Origin of the sequence: Symbiobacterium terraclitae (assembly GCF_017874315.1) — a bacterium.
Taxonomy (GTDB): Bacteria; Bacillota; Sulfobacillia; order Symbiobacteriales; family Symbiobacteriaceae; genus Symbiobacterium; species Symbiobacterium terraclitae.
The window spans coordinates 1-22,069 of sequence record NZ_JAGGLG010000044.1; the positions used below are offsets into that span (position 1 = coordinate 1).

Annotated in this window: 22 protein-coding genes and 1 pseudogene; 10 read left to right on the forward strand and 13 right to left on the reverse strand. The window is 69.6% G+C overall.

Annotated elements, in window-relative coordinates:
• Positions 1 to 174 precede the first annotated feature (174 nt).
• The 4 genes and pseudogenes from J2Z79_RS17120 to J2Z79_RS18685 all read right to left on the reverse strand — a co-directional run.
• Positions 175 to 1,668: a GerMN domain-containing protein gene (locus J2Z79_RS17120; RefSeq protein WP_209468119.1), complete on the reverse strand. Its 1,494-nt coding sequence runs from the start codon at positions 1,666 to 1,668 to the stop codon at positions 175 to 177.
• A 97-nt stretch (positions 1,669 to 1,765) separates the two neighbouring features.
• The gene (locus tag J2Z79_RS17125; protein WP_209468120.1) at positions 1,766 to 3,298 is read right to left on the reverse strand and encodes a sensor histidine kinase; all 1,533 of its coding nucleotides are present in this window, start codon (positions 3,296 to 3,298) and stop codon (positions 1,766 to 1,768) included.
• The gene (locus J2Z79_RS17130) at positions 3,295 to 3,984 is read right to left on the reverse strand and encodes a response regulator transcription factor (RefSeq protein WP_245302949.1); all 690 of its coding nucleotides are present in this window, start codon (positions 3,982 to 3,984) and stop codon (positions 3,295 to 3,297) included. The genes J2Z79_RS17125 and J2Z79_RS17130 overlap by 4 nt, the downstream gene beginning before the upstream one ends.
• A gap of 31 nt (positions 3,985 to 4,015) precedes the next feature.
• Positions 4,016 to 4,228 (reverse strand): annotated as a pseudogene (locus J2Z79_RS18685) (MBL fold metallo-hydrolase); the annotation flags it as partial.
• A gap of 115 nt (positions 4,229 to 4,343) precedes the next feature.
• On the opposite strand from J2Z79_RS18685, the gene J2Z79_RS17140 reads away from it, so the two are divergent.
• The gene (locus J2Z79_RS17140; RefSeq protein ID WP_342589531.1) at positions 4,344 to 4,715 is read left to right on the forward strand and encodes an inorganic diphosphatase; all 372 of its coding nucleotides are present in this window, start codon (positions 4,344 to 4,346) and stop codon (positions 4,713 to 4,715) included.
• Positions 4,716 to 4,905: 190 nt separating this feature from the next.
• Here the strand turns inward: J2Z79_RS17140 and J2Z79_RS17145 are convergent, their stop codons facing one another.
• The 3 genes from J2Z79_RS17145 to J2Z79_RS17155 all read right to left on the reverse strand — a co-directional run bounded on the left by J2Z79_RS17145 (position 4,906) and on the right by J2Z79_RS17155 (position 7,883).
• Positions 4,906 to 6,216, reverse strand: a complete 1,311-nt coding sequence (locus J2Z79_RS17145) for a hypothetical protein (protein WP_209468122.1) — start codon at positions 6,214 to 6,216, stop codon at positions 4,906 to 4,908.
• Positions 6,217 to 6,340: 124 nt separating this feature from the next.
• On the reverse strand, positions 6,341 to 7,516 hold the full coding sequence (locus J2Z79_RS17150; protein WP_209468123.1) for a PQQ-dependent sugar dehydrogenase: 1,176 nt from the start codon (positions 7,514 to 7,516) through the stop codon (positions 6,341 to 6,343).
• A 64-nt stretch (positions 7,517 to 7,580) separates the two neighbouring features.
• Positions 7,581 to 7,883 carry a DUF1294 domain-containing protein gene (locus J2Z79_RS17155; protein ID WP_342589532.1) on the reverse strand — a complete coding sequence of 101 codons (303 nt, stop codon included), beginning with the start codon at positions 7,881 to 7,883 and terminating at the stop codon, positions 7,581 to 7,583.
• 223 nt (positions 7,884 to 8,106) lie between these two features.
• On the opposite strand from J2Z79_RS17155, the gene J2Z79_RS17160 reads away from it, so the two are divergent.
• Entirely contained in the window at positions 8,107 to 8,877 is a 771-nt protein-coding gene (locus J2Z79_RS17160) for a metallophosphoesterase (RefSeq protein WP_209468124.1), read from the forward strand.
• Positions 8,878 to 8,902: 25 nt separating this feature from the next.
• Positions 8,903 to 9,376, forward strand: a complete 474-nt coding sequence (gene mntR / locus J2Z79_RS17165) for a transcriptional regulator MntR (RefSeq protein WP_245302953.1) — start codon at positions 8,903 to 8,905, stop codon at positions 9,374 to 9,376.
• A 1-nt stretch (position 9,377) separates the two neighbouring features.
• Here mntR and J2Z79_RS17170 read toward each other — a convergent pair whose 3' ends face one another.
• Positions 9,378 to 10,583, reverse strand: a complete 1,206-nt coding sequence (locus J2Z79_RS17170) for an MFS transporter (protein WP_209468125.1) — start codon at positions 10,581 to 10,583, stop codon at positions 9,378 to 9,380.
• 175 nt (positions 10,584 to 10,758) lie between these two features.
• Here J2Z79_RS17170 and fliN point away from each other — a divergent pair, with 175 nt between their 5' ends.
• On the forward strand, positions 10,759 to 11,475 hold the full coding sequence (gene fliN, locus J2Z79_RS19220) for a flagellar motor switch protein FliN (protein WP_209468126.1): 717 nt from the start codon (positions 10,759 to 10,761) through the stop codon (positions 11,473 to 11,475).
• 62 nt (positions 11,476 to 11,537) lie between these two features.
• Here the strand turns inward: fliN and J2Z79_RS17180 are convergent, their stop codons facing one another.
• The 4 genes from J2Z79_RS17180 to J2Z79_RS17195 form a co-directional block, all read right to left on the reverse strand.
• Entirely contained in the window at positions 11,538 to 13,394 is a 1,857-nt protein-coding gene (locus tag J2Z79_RS17180; protein WP_209468127.1) for an ABC transporter ATP-binding protein, read from the reverse strand.
• A complete protein-coding gene (locus J2Z79_RS17185; protein WP_209468128.1) occupies positions 13,391 to 15,118 on the reverse strand; it encodes an ABC transporter ATP-binding protein in 1,728 nt (575 codons plus the stop codon). The genes J2Z79_RS17180 and J2Z79_RS17185 overlap by 4 nt, the downstream gene beginning before the upstream one ends.
• A 1-nt stretch (position 15,119) precedes the next feature.
• Entirely contained in the window at positions 15,120 to 15,575 is a 456-nt protein-coding gene (locus J2Z79_RS17190; protein WP_209468129.1) for a MarR family winged helix-turn-helix transcriptional regulator, read from the reverse strand.
• Positions 15,576 to 15,729: 154 nt separating this feature from the next.
• Positions 15,730 to 16,002 (reverse strand): zinc ribbon domain-containing protein, encoded by a 273-nt coding sequence (locus J2Z79_RS17195; RefSeq protein ID WP_209468130.1) that lies wholly within the window; start codon positions 16,000 to 16,002, stop codon positions 15,730 to 15,732.
• Positions 16,003 to 16,222: 220 nt separating this feature from the next.
• Between J2Z79_RS17195 and J2Z79_RS17200 the strand changes: the two genes are divergently transcribed.
• Together J2Z79_RS17200 and J2Z79_RS17205 are read left to right on the forward strand one after the other, a co-directional pair.
• Entirely contained in the window at positions 16,223 to 18,073 is a 1,851-nt protein-coding gene (locus tag J2Z79_RS17200) for a methyl-accepting chemotaxis protein (protein ID WP_280953784.1), read from the forward strand.
• 214 nt (positions 18,074 to 18,287) lie between these two features.
• Positions 18,288 to 18,743, forward strand: coding sequence for a hypothetical protein (locus J2Z79_RS17205; RefSeq protein WP_209468131.1), 456 nt, complete (start codon positions 18,288 to 18,290; stop codon positions 18,741 to 18,743).
• 13 nt (positions 18,744 to 18,756) lie between these two features.
• Here the strand turns inward: J2Z79_RS17205 and J2Z79_RS17210 are convergent, their stop codons facing one another.
• Positions 18,757 to 19,581: a D-alanyl-D-alanine carboxypeptidase family protein gene (locus tag J2Z79_RS17210; protein ID WP_209468132.1), complete on the reverse strand. Its 825-nt coding sequence runs from the start codon at positions 19,579 to 19,581 to the stop codon at positions 18,757 to 18,759.
• A 447-nt stretch (positions 19,582 to 20,028) separates the two neighbouring features.
• Between J2Z79_RS17210 and J2Z79_RS17215 the strand changes: the two genes are divergently transcribed.
• The 4 genes from J2Z79_RS17215 to J2Z79_RS17230 all read left to right on the forward strand — a co-directional run bounded on the left by J2Z79_RS17215 (position 20,029) and on the right by J2Z79_RS17230 (position 21,975).
• The gene (locus J2Z79_RS17215; protein WP_209468133.1) at positions 20,029 to 20,724 is read left to right on the forward strand and encodes a DNA alkylation repair protein; all 696 of its coding nucleotides are present in this window, start codon (positions 20,029 to 20,031) and stop codon (positions 20,722 to 20,724) included.
• Positions 20,725 to 20,789: 65 nt separating this feature from the next.
• Positions 20,790 to 21,275 (forward strand): GNAT family N-acetyltransferase, encoded by a 486-nt coding sequence (locus J2Z79_RS17220; protein WP_209468134.1) that lies wholly within the window; start codon positions 20,790 to 20,792, stop codon positions 21,273 to 21,275.
• Between the two features lie 168 nt (positions 21,276 to 21,443).
• Entirely contained in the window at positions 21,444 to 21,662 is a 219-nt protein-coding gene (locus J2Z79_RS17225; protein ID WP_209468135.1) for a hypothetical protein, read from the forward strand.
• 22 nt (positions 21,663 to 21,684) lie between these two features.
• Complete coding sequence (locus tag J2Z79_RS17230; RefSeq protein ID WP_342589533.1) at positions 21,685 to 21,975, forward strand: spore coat protein; 291 nt, start codon at positions 21,685 to 21,687, stop codon at positions 21,973 to 21,975.
• The last annotated feature ends 94 nt before the right edge of the window (positions 21,976 to 22,069 follow it).

Genomic DNA, 22,069 nt, shown 5'->3' on the forward strand with positions numbered 1-22,069 from the left:
TCATACGGTCGATACGTCTTCTTGCTCATGCTGAAGACATTGGACACCGAACCCTTTTGCTCCTACAGAACTGGCTTACTCAGACAGGCTCCTAGTCACGTAGACTGCGAGGCGTACCAGGACGGAGCCCTTCCGGCCATGCCGGAGGGCTCCGTTGTCGACTTCATGCCCGATCTACCGAGCAGGCACGGTTACATACTTCACGGTCCGCGGCTGCCAGGCGCCGTCCCGCATGCTGTAATCGCCGATCTCCAGCCGGTACTCGCCGGGGGGGACGCTGTGCTCCAGCACGATGGTGAACTCGCCCCAGTCCCACATCGAGGCCGTCGCCGTGCCGTGGCCGACCGCCACCTCCTGCCCTTTACCGTCCAGCAGGCGGGCCGATATGCTGGCCTCGAACAGGTGGCGGGCGTAGCCCATCACCGTGATCCGCCCTGCCTCGAAGGCGGTGGTGTGGACGACGGCGTTTCCGGTGAGCACGGTCTCGGCCTGCCCCGTGCCGTCTGCCGTGTAGAGGCGCGGAAGGGTCTCGGGCGACGTGTGTCGGCTGGCGGGCCCAACCGGCGGCGTCTCCCACCGGAAGACGGTCTCCAGGTCGGCGCCCGGCAGCGGGACGGAGGCGATGGAGACAGGCCCGCCGCCCTCCTCGGTCAGCGAGACCACGAGCTGGCCGCCCTCAGTGGCTGCTCCTGTGATGCGCACGTCGCCCTCCTCGACGGAGGCCAGCAGGTAGAGCCGGTCGAACTCGGCGTTGGTCGCGCCGATGGTGGTCTCGGTGTAGCGGTCCGCCCAGGACTGCAGGGCAAAGGGCAGGGACTCGTACGCATGCCACTGCATCGGGTTGAGGCTGGCGATCGTCCAGATCCCGTTCCCGCCTGCGGCCTGGTTCCGCACCAGGGTGAAGTTGTACGTGGTGCCGTCCCGGGTCACGTAGACCTCGGCCTCGTTCCCGGCCTGCTGGATGGTCGCCTGATCCAGTTCCGCGGCCGTAAAGCCGAACATGCGGCCATCAAAGTGCGCGACCTCCAGCGGGTCCCGCCGCCACGGGTCGAGCCCCTGGTCCGCCCGGCCCTGCAGGTACTTGATCCGCTCCGGGTTCGGCAGCACCGGGTACAGATAGAGACCGCGGTCCATGACCTCGAGCACCATGCCGCCCAGGTCGCCGTCGGACCGGCCGTCCACCTGCAGCTGGACCCGCACGATCCCCGGGATCTCGCTCAGGCTGAGGCGGAGTGCGCTCAGCGCGGCCACCACGCTGGCGGAGCCCTGCAACCGGTTCGCCTCCTCGCTCAGGTTGACCGCGGCGACGCCGTTGTTGAGCGAAACCGGCTCCAGGAGCCGGGTCCCGTCCGGGAAGGGCCGCTGCAGGGTCGGGTCGGCGGGACCGGCCAGCAGCTCCTCCACCACCCGGGTGGCCAGTTCCGCTGCGCTGCCCTCGGGCACCTGCCGCTGCTCCGGGATCACGTGCTGCACCTGCCAGTCGGGGTAGAAGACGGTCACGGTCTGGGTCTTGACCGGGGGCTGCACCTGGACGGACGGGGAGATGGGTGCCTCGCCCTCGGGCGCCTGCTGCGGACCCACGCCCGCGCAGCCGGATGCCCCCAGGGCCACTGCCACCATCAGCGGCAGCGCTCGCTTCAGGGCCATGCGACCGGTTTGCTTCATCATGCGTATCGGCTCCTTTCAGGGTTCGGCGCTACTGCAGAGTCTACCGGTCAAGTATGACCCCGAAATGACAAGTTGTTACGAGAGTATGACGCGCCGGTTAAAGCGGCAGCGTAAATGTAAACTCGCTGCCCCTGCCGGATTCCGATGCCACATGTATCCTGCCGCCGAGGCGGGCCGCGGCCTCCGCCGCGATCGCCAGCCCCAGTCCGGCGCCGCCGGTGGCCCGCGACCGCGCCTTGTCCACCCGGTAGAAGCGTTCGAAGATCCGCGCCTGGTGCTCCTTCGGGATGCCGATGCCCGTGTCCGCGACCTTGATCCAGGCGACCGGCCGCTGACTGGCCGCGCCATCACGTTCGCCGCCGGCTCTCCTTCGCCGCTCTGCGGCGCCCGCACGCTCGCTCCCGGCGCTGAGGCTCGCCCCACCTTCCGTTCGATCCCCGTCCACGTTCACGCCGACCGATACCTGCACCGCACCGCCGCGCGGGGTGTACTTGATCCCATTCTCCACCAGGTTGCCCAGCACGGCCTCCACCAGGTGCGCGTCGGCCCGCGCCATCACCGGCTCGCCGGGCAGGATCGCCAGCCGGACGCCCCGCTCGGCGGCCAGCGGCTCCAGGGCATGAACCACCTCCACGGCCACCCGGCGCAGGTCGATGGGCTCCGCGGCCTGGCTTACCTGGCTGCGTGACTCCGCCCGCATGTCCAGGCGGGCCAGCTCCAGCAGCGAGTTGACCAGCCGGCCGGCCCGCTCGCATTCGTGCACGATGTCGTGCAGGTGTTCCTTGTACACCGCCACATCGATCGGGCGGTCGGAGAGCAGCGGCTCGGCCAGGGCCCGGATCGCGGCGATGGGCGTGCGCAGCTCGTGCGAGGCGTCCGCCACGAACGCCCTACGCTGCTGGTCCAGCCGCCCCAGCTCCTCGGCCATGCGGTTGAAGCCGTGGCCCAGGTCGCGGAGCTCGCTGCTTCCCCCGGGCTCCACCCGGGCGTCCAGCTGGCCCCTGGCGAGGCGCGCCACGGCCGCTCGCAGGCGCACCAGCGGGCGGGTGAGGTACCGCGCCAGCAGAACCCCGAGCAGCACCGCAAGTGCGGCCATGGCGCCCGCCACCAGGGCGAGCTGCCGCAGCAGGTCCCGCTGGGCGTCGCGCACCGCGCCGATGCCGGCCGCCACCAGCACGGCGCCGACCTGCTCGCCGGACACGACGACCGGCACGCCGCCGTACATCACCCACTCGCCGGTGGACAGCCGCCGGGTGCCTGTGGCCGTCCTGCCGGCCAGCGCCGCCTGCAGCTCCGGGTGCGTGAGGCGCTCCCCCAGCAGCGGCGTCTCGGAGCTGACGTCTGCCACCACCCGGCCGTCCGTGTCCACCACCACAGGCCGGATGCCGCTCTGCTGGTGGAACCGGTAGAGCGCGAGCGTCATGCCCTCCCGCGGGTCGGACCAGTACTCCGCCGCCAGCCCCGCAGCGGCCTGCCCCCAGGCCAGCGTCGACTCGGCCCGCCCGGCCAGGAGCCGTGCGCTGGACTGGTAGAGCAGCAGGGCACCGCTCCCGCCCAGGGCCAGCACGGTCACCAGCGCGAAGGCCAGCGCCAGCTGCGCCGCCAGCGGCCACTGCCCCGGGCGCCTCACGGCTCGGCCTCCAGGTAGTAGCCCACGCCCCACTTGGTGCGCAGGTAGCGGGGCCGAGACGGCTCCTCCTCCAGCTTCTCGCGGATGCGGCGGACGTGGACGTCCACCGTGCGGTCGTCGCCCGCGAAGTCATAGCCCCAGACGAGGTCCAGCAGCTCCTGCCGGGTGTAGACCACCCCGGGGTGGCGGGCCAGCAGCTCCAGCAGGTCGTACTCCCGAGCGGTCAGGTCCAGTGGACGCCCCGCCACCTCCGCCCGGCGCTGCCGGGTGTGGAGCACCAGATCGCCCACGACCACCCGCCCCGCCTGCTCCGCCCGGGAGGGCGCCTCGGCCCGCCGCAGGACCGCCCGGATGCGGGCGATCAGCTCCCGGGTGTTGAAGGGCTTGGTGAGGTAGTCGTCCGCCCCCAGCTCCAGGCCGAGGATCTTGTCGATGTCGTCGGCCCTGGCCGTGAGCATGATGATGGGCGTCATGCCGGCGGCGCGCACCTCACGGCAGACGGTGAGGCCGTCCACCTCGGGCAGCATCAGGTCCAGCACGATCAGGTCGAAGTCGCCGTTGCGGAACTTGCTCAGGGCCTCCCGCCCGTCGGCGGCGGTGGTCACCTGGAATCCCTCCTGCTCCAGGCTCAGCCTGAGGCCCTTCAGCACGCCCGGCTCGTCGTCCACTACGAGGATATGCGGCAAGAAAGATCCCCCCTGCCCGCAACTGCATTGCACTGCCAGCATACCGCACCGGCCGGGGCGGGTCTACCCGACGGCGGCGAGGTACTGCTCGCCGGTCATTTGGGATCTCGGCGGCGTGGGCGAGGACCGGCACCGGGAACGCGCGCCGGATCCGCCCGACCGCCCCGGTGTGATCGCCGTGTCCGTGCGTGAGCAGGATGTGCCGCAGCGGCCCCGCCCCCAGCCTGTCGATGAACCGCAGGATGCCGCCTGGGCCGGAGGTTCACCGCCACCGGCCAACCCGGCCAGGAGGGGATGTCTCGCCAAGACGTGAACTGTAACTCCATGTATCAACAGTGTGGGACGGAGGGGTTGAGACCGTGGAGGAACCGAATGGGCGGCCGAACCTCCTCGCCGGGCTGGGCCAACAGGTCACGGTGCACGTGGACCGGCCGATGGGCAGCCGCCACCCGCAGTACGAGTCGCTCCGGTACCCCGTCAACTACGGCTACGTGCCCGGCACCGTCTCCGGGGACGGCGAGCCCATCGACGCCTATCTCGTCGGCGTCGACCGCCGCGTCGGCCAGTTCTCCGGCCAGGTGATCGCCGTCGTCCTCCGCGACGACGACGTGGAGGACAAGCTGGTCGTCGCCCCCGCGGGCGTGACCTTCTCCCGGGGGCAGGTCGAAGCGCTCGTGGCGTTCCAGGAGCGCTACTTCCGGAGCCGGGTGGTGCTGCACGGGCCCGAGTGACGCGTTCGGGGCTGTCCGACGGGCATCGGGAATGACTTCGGACAGCCCACCTTGCGCGCACGTCACCCGCACTTGCAGCCAGCCGCCTCCCAGGTTGCCATGGGCACGCAACGAGTATTCACAGCCAACGGCCTCCCAGCTTGACATCCGCACGCAGTCCTGAGTTCGCCGCGAGCCGTATCCCGGATTGTCATGCGCACGCAACCCAGATCTGCAGCGAGCCGTCGCCCACCTCGCACCGCCCCGACGGCGCGGTGACCGACAGCCCGCCGCCCTGCACCACGAGCGGGCCGCCTGTCGCGCCCGGCGGGTCGGCCAGGGCGTTCGCGTCCGCACCGCGGTGCACGGTGGGCATCACCGGGAGCCGGAAGGTGAAGCGCCGTCCCCCGGGCCCCCACTCCTCGAGGCAGAGCGCCTCGATGGTCACCTTCAGGCCGCCGGGCCCCAGGGCCCCGCAGAACCGGGTGTGGAGCCGGCGCCCGGGCCCGATGTTGAGCAGGTTGGTGGGATCCCACATCACCCCGGTCACCTGCGGCGGCAGGTGAACCTCCACCCGCACGCCCGCGCCCTCCTCCAGCGCGCGGAGCAGCGCCGCGATCCGCTCCCGCCGCTGCGCCTCGGCCTGCTCCTCCGCCTCCAGGATTCCGGCAAACCCCTCGTTCACCACCACCTGGTTCACGGTCGGCCAGGGCTGGGGGACCGCCTCGGCCAGCAGCGCCTGGAGGGTGGCGCCGCTGCGGAGCGCGGCCTGCCACCCGGGGGCGTACTGGTCCAGCAGCAGGGCCTGGGCCGCGCCGGTGTCGTAGAACCGCCGGAGGGCGGCGTTCTGACCGCCCCGGCTGTGCTGCCGGAGGCGCTCAGCCAGGGCCTCCCGCTCCGCCCCCGCCCGCAGTTCGATGTAGGTGGGCGTACCCTCCACCCACTCCACGGTCTGTTCGTAGATCACGACCTCTTCCCGGTCCAGACGGACCAGACGCCGGTGGCGGTGCTGCCGCATGGCGAGGAAGGCGGCCGCGGCACCGTCCTCGCCGGCCAGCGCCCGGGCCAGCAGTTGGTTCTCCACCACCGCCATGGCGTTGTTGGCAGCGTCGTTCTCGGGGTACTCGCTCATCACCCGCATGCTGTCCTGGTCCATCCGGGGCATGGCGGAGAGCGCCGTCTGCTGGAACACGTGGAAGGCCTCGTGCAGGATGAGCCTCACGAACGCCGCCTCATCTGCCGGCCCGGCGTCGGGCAGGCTGACCAGCGCGGACAGCTGCCCGTTGACGAGCGCCGCCGTGTTGGCCGCCATCTCGGGCAGGGTCGCTCCCCTGTGCATGGCCCGGCCGGCCACGGTCCCGGCTGGCTCGTACCCCGGGGGAGGGGCCGGGTGCCCGACGAGAAGTGCCTCCGCCCGGTCGTAGATGACGATCGGGATGTCCGCAAGATCGAAGCCCGGCCACAGCGCCCCGCCCGCCGCCAGCTGATGCGCCTGCTGCAGCGCCGTCAAGATCCCTTCCACTGCGACAACCTCCTCCCAGTTGCGGTGCGCCGTGACGCACACCCTTGCCTCGTCAACCGCCCGGAAACCACTCGCTCCGCCGGGGTTGGGCCAAGCGACGGCCGTCTATCCGCCTCCCATCCGCCTACCCCGCCGGCACGATGCGGTAGATCGTCCCGCGACGGTCCACCACGTACACTTCGCCCTCCTCGTCCTCCCCGAACGAGGTGATGTTCGCGTTCGAGTCGAGCAGGCGGGCCGTCCGCCACTCCCCGTTCGCCCGGGTCAGGCCCCAGATGTGGCCGGTGCAGTAGTCGCCGTAGAGGTAGGTGCCCACCAGGCCGGGGATCGCCTTCCCGCGGTAGACGTAGCCGCCGGTGACGGAGCAGCCGCCCTCGGCATGGGTGTACTCGGCCACCGGGAGGACCGCTCCCGGCGCCTCGCCCTGGGCGTACCTGCGGGAGCCCTCGTAGACGCGCCAGCCGTAGTTCTCACCGCCTCGGCTGTCCGCGGGCTGGAAGTTGACCTCCTCGATCGCGTTCTGCCCCACGTCGGCGATGTACAGATCGCCCGTCGCCCGGTCGAAGGAGATCCGCCAGGGGTTGCGCAGCCCGTAGGCCCAGATCTCGTCCCGCCCCTCCCGGCCGACGAACGGGTTGTCCGGCGGCACGCGGTAGGGGCCGGGCTGCGAGACGTCCAGCCGCAGGATCTTGCCCAGCAGGCTCTCCAGGTTCTGTGCCCGGTTCTCCGGGTCGCCGGCCGAGCCGCCGTCGCCCAGCGCCAGGTAGAGGCAGCCGTCGGGACCGAAGAGCAGCGCCCCACCGTTATGGTTGGCGTAAGGCTGCTCCACGGTCAGCAGCACCTCCTCGGAGTCGGGGTCGCCCCGGTACGGGTCGCCCCCCTTCAGCCGGTAGCGGGCCAGCACCGTGCGCCCGTCGGGACGCCCGGTGTAGTGCACGTAGAAGGTCCCGCTCCCGGCGAAGTCCGGGGCGAAGGCGAGCCCCAGCAGCCCCTGCTCGTTCCCACGGCTCAGCACGCGGTCGGTCAGGTCCAGGAACGGCGCCTCGAGCAAGCGCCCTCCTTCCACCACCCGCACGCGGCCCGGCTGCTCCAGCACGTACAGCCGGCCGCTGCCGTCGCCGGCATGGGTGACGTACAGCGGGTTCTCCAGCCCGTCGACCACCGGCTCCAGCGCGATGGCCACGGCGACCGGCCCGGGCGCCTGTGCCGGGCTGCACCCCATCAGCACCGTCAGCAGCAGCGCCACCACCGTTCGCACCAAGGCCCCCACGTCGAACGCGCCTGTGGACACCGCTTCCACGGATCCCTCCTCCTTTCCTTTCAACGGGGGCGATGCCCCTCCGCCGCCCTGCCCGCCAGGCTGGTCACCGAAGCTGCGTGACTGCCCAGGCCGCCAGCGCGACCTGTGCGACCAGCGCCGCCGGCACCCCGATGGTGAACCGGGCCTTCCGGGTCTTGTGCCGGATCAGGTAGGTTCCGCAGAACGCCCCGGCACCGCCGCCCAGGGCCGCCAGGCAGAGCAGGGTCCGCTCCGGGACCCGCCGGCCGCCGCGCCGGGCCCGAAGCTTGTCCCAGGCGTAGGCCAGGAAGACGGCGAAGTTATACAGCACGGCCAGGCCGGCAACCAGCTCGGCCCAGGTCGGGCTCCATCCCTTGACGGCCCTCACCCCCCTCCGCTACGCTTAGATTTCAGCACACAAGCATTTACCATGCCACTGGTTTGGATGGATTTCGGCCCCTGTGCGTTCCCGCTCACTGGCTTGTGCCTGTCCCCTTCGCCGTACTGGTTCGCCGCGCCGGGAGCATCGTCCCTGGTGCTTGCTGCCGGCTCCAGCGACGAAGGCGCCCGAGACCGCACCACCGCCCACCTTTCACGAAGGAGGACCTCCCGTGGCCATCTACGCGATCGGCGACCCTCACCTCAGCCTGGTCGTCAACAAACCCATGGATGTCTTCGGCCCGCGCTGGGCGGGCCACACCGTTCGCTTCCTCCAGAACTGGGAGGCCACGGTCGGCCCGGAGGACGTCGTGCTGGTTCCCGGCGACATCTCATGGGGGATGACCATCGAGGAGGCCCTGCCGGACCTGCAGGAGATCGACCGGCTGCCCGGGCGCAAGCTGCTGATCCAGGGCAACCACGACTACTGGTGGCAGTCGCTGAAGAAGCTCCGGGAACTGCCGCTGAGCACCATCTCCTTCATCCAGAATGACGCCGTGCTCCTGCCTGAAGGATCGGTCCCCGGAGTCGCCGGGCCGGTGGCGGTCTGCGGCACGCGCGGGTGGATCACGCCGGGCGACCGCTCCTGGGGCGAGGACCCGGCGCATAACGAGAAGATCTACCTGCGGGAGGTCGGCCGGCTGAAGCTCTCGTTGGAGGCCGGACGCAAGGCCGGGGCTGCCGCCTACGTGGTGATGCTCCACTACCCGCCCGTGGCCGACGACCACGCGCCCACAGGGTTCACCGAGCTCCTGGAGGGATGGGGGAACGTCCTGCTCTGCGTGTACGGCCACCTTCACGGCCCGAGCGCCTCCCAGCGGGCGCTGCAGGGGGTGCACCGCGGGGTGCGCTACCAGCTGGTGGCGTGCGATGCGATCGACTTCACGCCCGTCGACCTGTTCCCGCCGGGCCGGGACGTGACCGAAGTCGACAGCCTATGCTAAAATGAGGCTACAATCGGTGAAGGAAATGAGGGTGGCCATGGCAACCCCGAGCATGGAAGACTACGTCGAGAAGATCTACGAACTGATCAAGTCGAAGGGTTATGCCCGGGTCAGCGACATCGCCAACGAACTGAACTTGCAGCCGTCGTCGGTCACCAAGATGGTGCAGAAGCTGGCGGAGGCGGGCTATATCCACTACGAGCGCTACCGCGGGCTCGTGCTGACGCCCGCGGGCGAGATGCTCGGCGAGGAGATGAAAGACCGGCACGCCATGCTGTCGGAGTTCCTCCGAACCATCGGCGTGCCGGAAGAGACCGTGCAGGTGGACGTGGAGGGGATCGAGCACCACGTCAGCCCGTCGACGGTGCGCTGTCTGCAGGACCTCACCTCGTTCCTGCGCGAGAACGAGGACGTCCGCCTGGCCCTGGCCGCCCACCGGCGTCAGCGCCGGGAGCAGGAGGCAGCGGAAGAGAAGGCTCAAGAGCGGGCCGACGCCTGACCTATGCCGACAGGTCGGTGCCGGTCCGCTGCTGTACCTGCACCCGCACGAAGGTCCAGCACCACGCGGCCGAGACCATCAGCAGGACCGCGGTCAGCACGAAGACCCAGCGGATGCCGACGAGGTCGCCCAGGAAGCCCCCCAGCAGCGGGCCCAGCATGGCGCCGAGGTTAAAGGCCGACTGGTTCAGGCCGAACGCCTTCCCCCGCTGCTCCCGGGCGACGACCTCGGTGATCAGCGCGGAGATCCCCGGGCTCACCGACGCCAGGGCGAGGCCCGCCGTCAGCCGGAAGAAGCCCATGGCCATGCCCCCGCCCACCAGGGCCTGCGGGACGGTGAGCAGGGCCCCGCCGAGGAGCCCGACCGAGACCGTGGTGGCGTATCCCCACCTCCCGCCCAGGGTCGCCCACCAGGGGGCGGCGATCACGAACGCCACGCCGGGCAGCGAGTAGATCACGCCGGCCATCCAGTTGGGCTGGCCGGGGCCCAGCAGCTCCTTGATATAGGGAACCAGGATCGGCTCCATGGCCGCCTGCGAGGTCATCATGAGAATGCTGGTCAGCAGCACCAGCGCCAGCGGCCCGACCCGCAGCATCTGGCGCATGTCGCCCAGCACGTTGCTCTGCTGCTGGGCGGGCCGCTGGAACTCCTCCCGCACCGCGACCAGCACCAGCAGCGTGGCGGCCAGGACGAAAACGCCGCTCAGGATCATCGTGTGGCGGATGCCCACCAGGTCGGCCAGCACGCCGCCGACCATCGGGCCCAGGATCGACCCGGCCTGGTTGCCCGTCGCCACCAGCGAGAGCGCCTTGCCCAGGTGCAGCTCGGGCGTGGTGGTGGCCACCAGGGCCGTGGCGGCGGGGATGAAGCCGGTCAGTGCGCCGATCATGATGCGCACGCCGAGCAGCTCCTGCGGGCTGCGGACCAGGGACATCAGCACGTAGGAGAGGCCCAGGAAGATCCCCGCCCGCACCATCATGGCCTTGCGCCCGAACCTGTCGCCCAGGGCGCCCCAGAGCGGGGCGCTCAGGACGCTGAAGCCGGAACCCGCGGCGCCGAGCAGTCCTGCCCAGGCCGTCACGCCCGCCGTCACGCCCAGGTCATCCCCCAGGAAGACCGGCATGAACGGCATCACCATGGTCCAGCAGGCCGATGCGATGAAGACTGCCGCCCACAGGATCAACACGTTTCTGCGCCACGATTCCATCAGCGAATGTCCCTTCTTCCCGGCCTGCTGGCCTTGTTCATGCTTTGACTATATGCCGCCGCACGGCCGCTGTCCATTGGCGCCGGGCAGGAAAAATGCACGTCAGCGGCAGGGATCGAAGGTGGCAGGGTTGTAATGTTACATAATTGGATTGCCTTAAGAGGGGAGAGCCGCCGTGTCCAACAAGCTGTCCCAGAGCGAAATTGACGCACTGGTAGCCAGCCTGCTGGCCAACGACAGCGCGTCGCAGGCAAAACCGCCGGGCCAGGGGGTGGAAGCCCCCAAACAGGACGCCGCCACCGAGGGCCAGCAGCCCGCTGCGCCCGGACCGGCCGAGTATGAGTCGGCCGTCGACCTCGGGCCCGTCACGCAGGCGGAACTGGACGCCGCCGCGGTCGCCGCGCGCGCCGCCCGGAGGGGCGGCCCGCAGGCAGGGGGCGGTGCGGCCGGCGCCGCACCGGCTGCCACCGCAGCGCCCATCGCTGCCGCAGCGCCCACCGCCGCCGCAGGGCCCGCGGCTGCCGCAGGGTCCGGTGCGGGTGCGGCGCGCAGCACGGGCGTTTCGGCCGCGGGCGCCGGAGCCGGCGCGTCCGGTTCCCATGCCGCAGCAGGGCCGGCGCCGGTCGTCAGACGGCTCCCGGCAGGGCTGCGGGACGCGCTCCTGGACATCGAACTCACGCTGAGCGTGGAACTGGGCAGGACCCGGCTGCCGCTGGGGGACATCCTGGAGATGGGCCCCGGTTCGGTCATCACCCTGAACCGCATGGCCAACGAGCCGCTGGACGTCAGGGTAAGCCAGCTGCCCATCATGAAGGCCGAGGTGATCGCCATCGGCGAGAACTACGGCATCCGGATCGTCGAGACAAAGCTGGAGACCGACAAGGCGTCCTAGTTCAGCGTAACTGGGGAAGCGCAGAGCCTCCGCACGGCATGAAGCCGCGCGGAGGCTCTTCTTTACGCGGGCTCGCTGCCGGCGAACTGGCTGTTGTACAGTTCGGCGTAGTGGCCGCCGGCCTCCAGCAGCTCCCGGTGGGTGCCCTGCTCGACGATGCGGCCGTGCTCCATGACCAGGATGAGGTCGGCGTCCCGGATGGTCGAGAGCCGGTGGGCGATCACGAAGCTCGTCCGGCCCCGCATCAGCGACTGCATGGCCCGCTGGATGAGCAGCTCCGTCCGGGTGTCCACCGAGCTCGTCGCCTCGTCGAGGATCAGCATCGGCGGGTTGGCGAGGAAGGCGCGGGCGATGGTGAGCAGCTGCCGCTGGCCCTGGGAGATGTTGGACGCCTCCTCGTTCAGCACGGTGTCGTAGCCCTGCGGCAGCGAGCGGATGAAGGCGTCGGCGTGGGCGAGCCTCGCGGCCTGGACGATCTCCTCCTCCGTCGCCTCCTCCCGGCCGTAGGCGATGTTCTCCCGGATCGTGCCGCTGAACAGCCACGTGTCCTGCAGCACCATGCCGAAGAGCGCCCTGAGGTCACGCCGCCGCATCCGGCGGATGTCCACCCCGTCGATGGTGATGCGTCCGCCGTCCACGTCGTAGAAGCGCATGAGCAGGTTGATCAGGGTGGTCTTGCCCGCCCCGGTCGGGCCGACGATGGCCACCACCTGGCCCGGTCTGGCGGTCAGGCTCAGGTCCTCGATGAGCGGCTCGTCCGGCTTGTAGCTGAAGCGGACGTTCTCGAACCGCACCTCGCCCCGGGGTGACGGCAGGACCACCGCATCCGCGGGGTCGGCCACCTCCTCCGCCTCGTCCAGCAGTTCAAAGACCCGCTCGGCCGCGGCGATGGTGGACTGGATGACGTTCGCGATGTTGGCCGTCTGGGCGATGGGCTGGCCGAACTGGCGGGAGTACTGGATGAACGCCTGGATGTCGCCGATCTCGATCGCCCGGCGGGTGACCAGGACGCCGCCCACGACGGCGACGATGACGTAGCCGATGTTGTTCACCAGCCCCATCAGCGGGAAGAGCATGCCCGATACGAACTGGGACTTCCATCCCGCCTCGTAGAGCCGCTGGTTGATCCCGTCGAAGGTCGCCACCGCCTCCGCCTGCCGGCCGTAGGCTTTCACCACGGGATGGCCGGTGAAGACCTCCTCCACGTGGCCGTTCAGCTCGCCCAGGCTCTTCTGAAACGCAGCAAAGAACTTCTGTGAGCGCCTGGCCGCCCCGACGGTGACGACCGCCGAGAGCGGCAGGGTGACGAGGGTGACGAGGGTGAGCAGCGGGCTGATGGAGAGCATCATCACCACCACACCGATCAGGGTCACGATGGCGGTGATCAGCTGCGTCAGGCTCTGCTGCAGGGTCGATGCGATGGTGTCGATGTCGTTGGTGACCCGGCTCAGCACCTCGCCGTGGGTGCGGGAGTCGAAGAACTTCAGCGGCAGGCGTGCCAGCTTGTCGTTCACCCGGTTGCGCAGGTCGTAGACCGTCTTCTGGGCGATCCCGGCCATGATGTACTGCTGGGCGTAGCCGAAGGCCGCGCTGATGAGGTAGAGCACGATCAGCAGGACCAGGATGCGCCCGATGTAGGCGAAGTCGACCCCCGCACCGGGCAGCCCCAGGTACTTGGCCATCAGCCCCTCGAAAAGCTTCGTGGTGGCCTTGCCCATGATCTTGGGGCTGATGATGCTGAAGACGGTGCTGAGCACCGCCAGCAGGAGGACGACCCCCAGCTGCCAGGCGCGCGGGCGCAGGTACGCGAGCAGCCGCCGCAGGGTCCCCCTGAAGTCCCGGGCCTTCTCGCCGGGCATCGCCATCGGCGGGCCGAAGTGGTGCGGACCGCCCGGGCGGCCTCTGTGCTGTGCGCTCATGCCAGTTCCTCCTCCGTCAGCTGCGAGAGCACGATTTCGCGGTAGACATCGCAGTTCCGGAGCAGCTCCCGGTGGGTGCCGATGCCCGCGATGCGGCCCTCGTCCAGCACGATGATCTGGTCCGCGTCCATCACGGTGCTGACGCGCTGAGCCACCATGATGACCGTGGCCTGGCTGGTCTCGCGCCGCAGCGCGGCCCGCAGCCGGGCGTCCGTCTTGAAGTCCAGGGCCGAGAAGTTGTCGTCGAAGAGGTAGATCTGGGGCCTGCGCACCAGCGCCCGGGCGATGGTGAGCCGCTGCTTCTGCCCGCCCGAGACGTTGGTGCCGCCCTGGGCGATCTCGGCGTTGTAGCCCCCGGCCAGCTCGGCGATGAAGCCGCTGGCCTGGGCGACCTCCGCGGCGTGCGCCACCTCCTCCGGCGTGGCATCGCGCTTGCCGTAGCGGATGTTCTCGGCGACCGTACCCGTGAAGAGCAGGGCCTTCTGCGGCACGTAGCCGATGCGCGCCCGCAGGTCCGCCTGCGCCCACTCCCGCACGTCGACGCCGTCCACCAGCACGGCGCCCTCCTGCACGTCGTAGAAGCGCAGGATCAGGTTGACCAGGGTGGTCTTGCCGGCGCCGGTGCCGCCGATGATGGCCGTCACCTCGCCGGGCCGGGCGGTGAAGCTGATCCCCTCGAGCGCAGGCCGCTCCGCGCCGGGGTAGCGGAAGGTCACATCCCGGAACTCCACCTGGCCCTGCGGCCCGCGCGCCGGCCGCGGCGCCGGCGGGTCCTGCACGCCGGGCTCCACCGCAAGCACCTCGTTGATGCGCACGGCCGAGGCCGAGGCGCGGGGCACCATGACGAACATCATGGAGACCATGACCAGCGAGAACATGATCTGCATCACGTACTGGATGAAGGCCATCAGGTCGCCCACCTGCATCTGCCCCGCGTCGATGCGGAGGCCGCCGAACCAGATGATCGCGATGGTCGTGAGGTTCAGCAGCAGCATCATCGACGGCATCATCGCCCCCATCAGCCGGTTGACCTGGATGGCCGTGTCGGTCAGGTCGCGGTTGGCCTCCTGGAAGCGCACCGTCTCCGAATCGGTCCGGTTGAAGGCGCGGATCACGCGGATGCCGGTCAGCCCCTCCCGGACCACCCGGTTCAGCCGGTCGATCTTCACCTGCATCGCCTTGAAGAGCGGGATGCCCCTTGCAGCCATAAGGCCGATCAGCGCGGCCAGCACGGGGATCACCACCACGATCACCAGGCTCAGCGTGGGGTCCTTCGAGACGGCCATCACCACTCCGCCGATGGCCATCATCGGGGCGGTGATCATCATCCGCAGGATCATCGTCACGACCATCTGGACCTGCGTGATGTCGTTGGTGGTACGGGTGATGAGGGTGGCCGTGCCCAGGCGGTCGAAGTCGTGCAGCGAGAATCCCTGGACCTTCCGGAAGACCTGGCTGCGCAGGTCGCGGCCGAAGCCCACGCTGACCCGGGCCGACAGGTAGCTCCCCAGGACGGCCACCAGGGTACCGCCCAGCGCCACCAGCAGCATCATCCCGCCGACCCTGACGATGTAGCCGGTGTCGCCGTTGACGATGCCGTAGTCGACGATGTCGGCCATGAGGGTCGGCAGGTAGAGCTCGGAGACGGCCTGGAGGAACGCGAGCAGCAGGATGGCCGAGACCGGAAGCGAGTAGGGTTTCAGATAGCGCAACAGTCTGACCACACTAGTCCCTCTCTCTCTTGCGAGTTGCGCTGTGGCGCTCCAGCGTGTCCAGCAGGATCCGCAGCCCCCGCTCCACCGTGGCCAGCTCCTCGTCCGGCACACCGGCCACCACCGCGTCCCAGGCCGCGCGCACGGCCTCGCCAGTCCGGTGCAGCCGGGCGTGTGCCTCCGGCAGGATGTAGAGCCGGGCCAGCCGCTGGTCCTCGGGGTCGGACTGCTTGCGGACGTAGCCCCTCTGTACCAGGTGGTCGACGGTGCGGGAGACGTGGCTCTTCACCAGGTCGACCCGCCGGGCCAGTTCGGAGACCGTGATCCCCGGCTCCCGGGCGATCTCGCGCAGCAGGACGAAGAAGGGCGCCGGGAGGTCGGACTCCCGGAACGCCTCGTGCAGCAGGCCGTGCATGCGCCGGTTCACCTGGTGCCAGAGCTCGCTGATCTCGGTACGCAGGGCGGACACGCGCGTCACCTCGTTCCCTCGCGAACGTTCGGTACAGAACCATATCATAAACGCGCCGCTGCTTATGCGCAAGAGGAGAGCGCGGCCAACAGCAGGTCCTCCGTCCGGCAGATCGCCGAACGGAGGACTTTCGTTCGCGCTGGTATCTGAGCACTCAGCGCACGAGGCGGGTGCCGCAGTACGGGCAGTGCCGCTGGTCGAACTCGGCGCCGAGGGCGTGCCCGCAGGCCGGACACCGCCAGTCCCGCCAGACGAACACGAGGAACCCCACCAGCACCACCACGGCCGTGACCATGCCGTACCGGTCGCCGAAGATCTGGCCCACCGCCGAGGCGCCCACGAACAGCAGGAACACCGCCACCAACACCGCGTAGATGCGCCGGCGGCGCTTCCGCGCGTACGCCAGCATGATCTCCTCCTGCGTCATGCCTTCGCCTCCTCGGGCAGCCTGCCGACGGCACCAGATTCTGGGCCTGCAGACCCCCTACTATTACCTATCTACAGATATACTACAGAGTGACTAAATTCAGCTAGACGTGCCTTTAGGACCGAGATCCGAATATTCCGGCGCAGGTTTGAACTACCAATTGCTCTAAACCTAAAATGTAACCTCTGTAATACAGCTGTAATGGAGGTATCCAGCAGTCATGCGCTGGACGATTGGAAGGAAACTGGCCCTCGGTTTCACCGCAATCATGCTCTTGATGGTTGCATCGACGGTTCAGGCGTTGCGGGCCCTCGGCACGCAGAGCGAGCAGTACGCCATGCTGGCCAACGACCTGCGGGTGGCGCAGATCAAGACCGCCCAGCTGTCGACCGCCATCCACGGCCAGATCGAGTCCGTGCTGGCGTATACGCTGGGCGAGACCAGCGCCCGGCGCGAGTACCAGGACTACTACCTGCAAGCGCAGAGCGCCATCCAGTGGCTGAAGGAGAACGCCAACAGCGAGCAGGCGGCGCCTCTGACGGAGGCCCTGGTCAACGCCGGGACGGCGTTTGATCAGTACGTCGCCACGATCCTGACCATGGGCCCGACGGCCGTGGCAGAGCATCTGCCCCGTGCGCGTGAGCTGCTCGCCGTCTACATCGCGGCGGCGAACGACATCACGGAGTACGTGGACAAGGGCGTGGCGGCCGTCACGGAGGAGACGCAGCAAGTCGAGCAGATGACCCGCTGGCTGATCATCGGCCTGAACGCCGTCTCGCTGGCGCTGGCGGCCCTGATCTCGGGGCTGATGACCCGGTCCATCGGCAGGCCGCTGGCGCGCCTGGCCGCCGTGGCCGACCGCGTGGCCGACGGCGACCTCTCGGTGGAGCCGCTCACGGTGAAGTCGCGCGACGAGATCGGCATGCTCGCCAACTCGGTGAACAAGATGCTGCAGAGCCTGCGTGACCTCATCGCCCAGGTGATCGCATCCAGCCAGCAGGTGGTGGAGTGGGTCAACGACCTGAAGTCCACGACCGAGCAGATGGCCGAGTCCTCGGCCGCGGTGGCCGACGTGGTCAACCAGATCGCCCAGGGCACCAGCACCCAGTCCCGTGCGGCGGCGGAGAGCCTGCAGGAGGTGCGGGAACTGCAGCGGGCGATCGAGCAGATCGCCGGCGGGGCACAGCAGCAGGCGCGGCAGTCGGAGACGGTCGCAGAGAACGTCCGCGAAGTGCTCTCCGGCCTGAGCGACGTGTCGCAGAAGACCGCGGGCGTCAAGACCGCCGCCGAGCAGGCCCTGGCCACCGCCAGGTCCGGCAAGCAGGTCGTCGAGCAGGCCGTGGAGGCGATGCGGGGCATCCAGACCAGCGTGGGCCGTTCCGCCGATCAGGTGACGGAGCTGGGCGAACTCTCCGGCCAGATCGGGGCCATCACCGACACCATCACCGAGATCGCCGAGCAGACCAACCTGCTCGCCCTCAACGCCGCCATCGAGGCGGCCCGCGCCGGCGAACAGGGCCGGGGCTTCGCCGTTGTGGCCGAGGAGGTCAGGCGGCTGGCGGAGCGGGTGGCCTCCTCCGCCCGCGAGATCTCCGGCCTGATCGACCGGATCCGCAAGGCGACGGCCGACGCCGTCGAGAGCATGCGGCTGGTGACCGGCCAGGTGGACCACGGCGCGGCCCTGGCGGTCAACGGCGGCCGGGCCCTGGACGACATCGTGGGGATGGTGGAGCAGACCAGCGAGCACGTGGCGGCCATCGCAGCCGCAACCGCGCAGCTGGTGTCGGCCAGCCAGTCGGTGCAGACGGCCGTCAACGAGATGGCCGCGGTGACTGAGGAGAACACCGCGGCGACGGAGCAGATGGCGGACAGCGCCCAACAGGTTACCCGGGCCATCGAGACCATCGCCGCCACGACGCAGGAGACGGCGGCCTCGGGCGAGGAGGTGGCCGCCTCCGCCGAGGAGCTCAGCTCCGGCATCGACGAGATCGCCCGCTCCACGGCGGACCTCGCGCAGGTCTCCCGGGAGCTGCAGGAGAAGGTCAGCCGGTTCCGCATGTCGGCGGAGTAACGGCTGCCTCCCCCACCTCAACGGCGCGCACCCCTGCGGTGCGCGCCGTCGCGCGTTGCACGCAAGTCGATCTCCTGATGTTTCGCCGCAGGCGCAGCCTCCATAATCATCCGTCAGTACTTGGATCATCACCTGGAGGTGACGCGCCCGTGCGCAGCTTTCGTTGGACCATCGCCGGAAAACTCGCCGCAGCCTGGCCGGGATTCTCCTCCTAATGCTCGGTACAACTGCGATCAGCATCCTGGCCCTCGGTCAACAGGGTGCACTGTACCAGGGCCTGGCCAACGGCCTGCGCGTGGACCAGGTCAGGGCCGCGCAGCTGAAGGCCGCTGTTCAGGGCCAGGCCCAGAACTTCTGGGCCTTCGTGATCAAGCGGGACCCGGCTGCGCAGGAGCGGTACGAGGCCCACCGTCAGGAAGCTGAGAAGATCCTCGCCGCGCTGGCGGACCGGGCTGCGGTGCCGGAGGCGGAGAGGCTCCTGCAGGGCCTCCGGAACGTGGCGCGACGCTTCGATGAGACAAGTCCCCGGCCATGCAGATCGCCACAGCGCTCCAGCCCACCCTGGAGGAGTACGTCGCCGCGGCAGACGCCAGAGATCGCCCGCTCATCGGAGCGCGCCGCCGGCGTGGCCGGGCGGCTGGAGGGGCATATCCGCCGTTTCCGGATCTGAGCGGAGGGTGCGCTCAGGTCGCCAGCCGGCGGAAGCCCAGGTCGAGCAGGGCGGCGCTCTCGTCGCGCCGGGCCCGCTTGCTGGCGGTGCCCAGCACGATGCCGATCAGCCTTCGCCCGTCCCGCACGGCGGTGGTGATCTGGTGGTAGCCCGCCTCGTCCAGGAAGCCGGTCTTGAGCCCGTCGACGCCGGGATACCGCCCCAGCAGCAGGTTGGTCGCCCGCAGCACCCGCCCGCCGAAGACGAAGCAGGGGAGGCTGTGCAGGCGGGCCAGCGCCTCGGGCTCCTCCTGGACGTACCGCCGGGCCAGCAGGAGCAGGTCGCCTGCCGTCGTCCGGTTCGCGGCCGAGAGGCCGTGGGGGTCCACGAACCTGGTGTGGCGCATGCCGAGGCGCCGGGCCTCGGCGTTCATCTGCTCCACGAAGGCCGCGGCCGAGCCCGAGAGGCGCTCGGCCAGCGCCATGGCGGCATCGCAGGCGGAGGGCACCGCCACCCCCTTCAGCAGGTCGCCCACCGCCACGCGGTCGCCCGCCCGCAGGTCCATGCAGGAGGCGCCCCGGAAGTCCGGGTGGTGGGCCGCGGCCCGCTCGCTGACGGTCACCTCCTCCTCCCACGCCAGATCCCCCGCCCGCAGGGCGCGCAGGGCAAGGCGCAGCGTCATGAGCTTGGTGATGGAGGCCGGGGCGACCGCGGCGTGCGGGTCCTGGGCGTACAGCACCTCGCCCGTACTGCAGTCCGCCAGCAGCGCGGCGCGCGCCCGCACACGGGGAGCGGCGTGAGCGCCCCCCAGCGACCGGGCCACCGCGCCCGCCCATCCGGCCCACGCACCGTGCAGCATGAGGTCACCTCCACGAACCGAGTCCGTCCGTGGACAAGTGTACCGGCGAGTTCTTACTGACCGGTGCACACGAAGCTTAAGGTTTTCTTAAGGTTCGCGGGCCGTGGGCTGCACGGCTGCCCGGGTGTCCACTTGACGCTGCCCGGGCCGGCCAGGTGCGTGTTTGATCCTGTGCGAACCCCTCGGACCGCTCACACGCTGCGCGGGCTGCTGGGGGGCGCGCTCGACGCTGAGCGGACGGCAGTGCGTGCTCGATCCTGTGCAATCCTCTCGGGACGCGCTCATGCTGCGAGGGATGCTCAGGGTGCGCACCTGACGCTGCCCGGGCCGCCGGGGCTCGCTCGAGCGACCGGGCGAAGGCCACCGGCCGACAGGTGCTTGACAGCCGCGCGGACAGCCCCTACAAAGGAAGAGCAATACCTCTGAGACGGGCGGTGGGCGCGCACCATGGACTTCGAAACGGTCATGCAGGAACTGGAAGCCCTGGGAAAGGATCGCCTCAAGAAGTTGTACCTGTCCAACGGCGCCCGCGAGCCGCTCTTCGGCGTGGCCACGGGCGAGATGAAGCCCCTGGCCAGGAAGATCAAGCGCAACCAGCCCCTGGCCGAGCAGCTCTACGCCACGGGCAACTACGACGCCATGTACTTCGCGGGGGTCATCGCCGATCCCGCGGCGATGACCGAGGCCGATTTCGACCGCTGGATCGACGGCGCCTATTTCTACATGATCTCGGACTTCGTCGTCGCCGTGACCCTGGCCGAGAGCCCGATCGCACAGCAGGTGGCCGACAAGTGGATCGCGAGCGGGGAAGACCTGAAGATGTCCGCGGGGTGGAGCTGCTACTGCTGGCTGCTGGGCAGCCGCCCCGATCACGAGTTCTCCGAGAGCAAGCTCTCCGGCCTGCTGGACCGGGTGAGGGAGACGATTCACCAGGCGCCGGAGCGGACCAAGTACGCGATGAGCAACTTTGTCTACACCGTGGGGGTATCGTACGTCCCGCTTCACGAGAAGGCGGTCGAGACGGCGGCGGCGATCGGTGAAGTGGAGGTCGGCAAGAAGAAGCGCCTGCAGCCCCTGGCGAACATCCGGAAGGAGATCGACAAGGGGCGGCTGGGGTTCAAGCGCAAGTACGTCAGGTGCTAGCCGGTGCGACGCCGGCGATGCCAGATCAACAGATGCCAGATCTTAGAACCGACGGAGGACATGTGATGACCCAGCTGAACATCCTCCCGCCGCGGGACGCGTCCGACTGGGACTGGCTGGCCCGCCTCTGGACCGAGGAGTGGGGCGGGACCACGATGGTCACCCGGGGCCGGGTGCACCGCCTCGCCGACCTCGCTGGCCTGATCGCCCGGGAGGGCGACGCCCGGGTCGGCGCGGCGACGTTCCGGATCGAGGGTGCGGAGTGCGAACTCCTGAGCCTCAACGCCTCCGGCCGCGGGCGGGGGGTGGGCACCGCCCTGCTCCGCGCCGTGGAGGCCGCAGCCCGTGAGGCCGGCTGCGGCCGGGTGTGGCTGATCACGTCCAACGACAACCTCGACGCGCTGCGTTTCTACCGGCGGCGGGGCTACCGGCTCGTCGCCGTGCACGCCGGCGCGATCGACGAGGCGCGCAGGGCGAAGCCGTCGATTCCGCTGATCGGGAATCACGGAATCCCGATTCACGACGAGCTGGAACTGGAAAAGCGGCTCTGAAGTGCATCGCAGAGACAGGACGCTCAGCAGGCCGTACGCGGATCCTGCGTCAGGCGCAGCCGCCGACCGATGGCGGCTGCCTGTGCGCGCCGCAGCGTGGTTGCCGGGCGAATCGGCCATACTACCCCTGTGCCTCGTGAACAGAACGCGGAAGGGGGTTAACCGGCTGTGAGCGCCACTACCCAGGAGCAGCAGGTCACGGCCCACGAAAAGCTGCTGATCAACGAACTGCTCCGGATGGAATCGGGGGACGTGCAGAAGACCAAGTCCATGCTGACAATGATCAGCGACCCCGACCTGCGCCAGCAGCTGAACGCCTGCCTGCAGACGGCGCAGGCCCACGTGAAGGCGCTGACGGACTTCTGCGAGCGACACGGAATCGGCTGAGGAGGGGTGCACGTTGTCGGCGGTGATGAGCGCCATCGGCGAAGCGATCGGGATGAAACCCGACGACCGGGTGATCGCGGAGAGTCTGCTGTCCGCCGCGAAGGTGAAGGCGACGGCCTACTGCGCGGCGGTCCTCGAGACCGCCAGCCCCGACCTGCGCCACATCCTGATGACGCACCTGAACGACGCCCTGGCCGAGCACGAGCGCTGCACCCAGGTCGCCGTCCAGCGGGGCTGGTACAAGGCCTACGCCAGCCCGGACGAGCTGGTCGGGCAGGCGCTGCGCGACGCCCGCAACGTGCTGGAAGGGTAGGATCGAGTAGACCGTAGGGTCGCCCTACGGCCTCTCACAACACCGGACATGCGGGTCACGCATCCGGCGTTTCGTCAAGCACTCCGAGTCGATT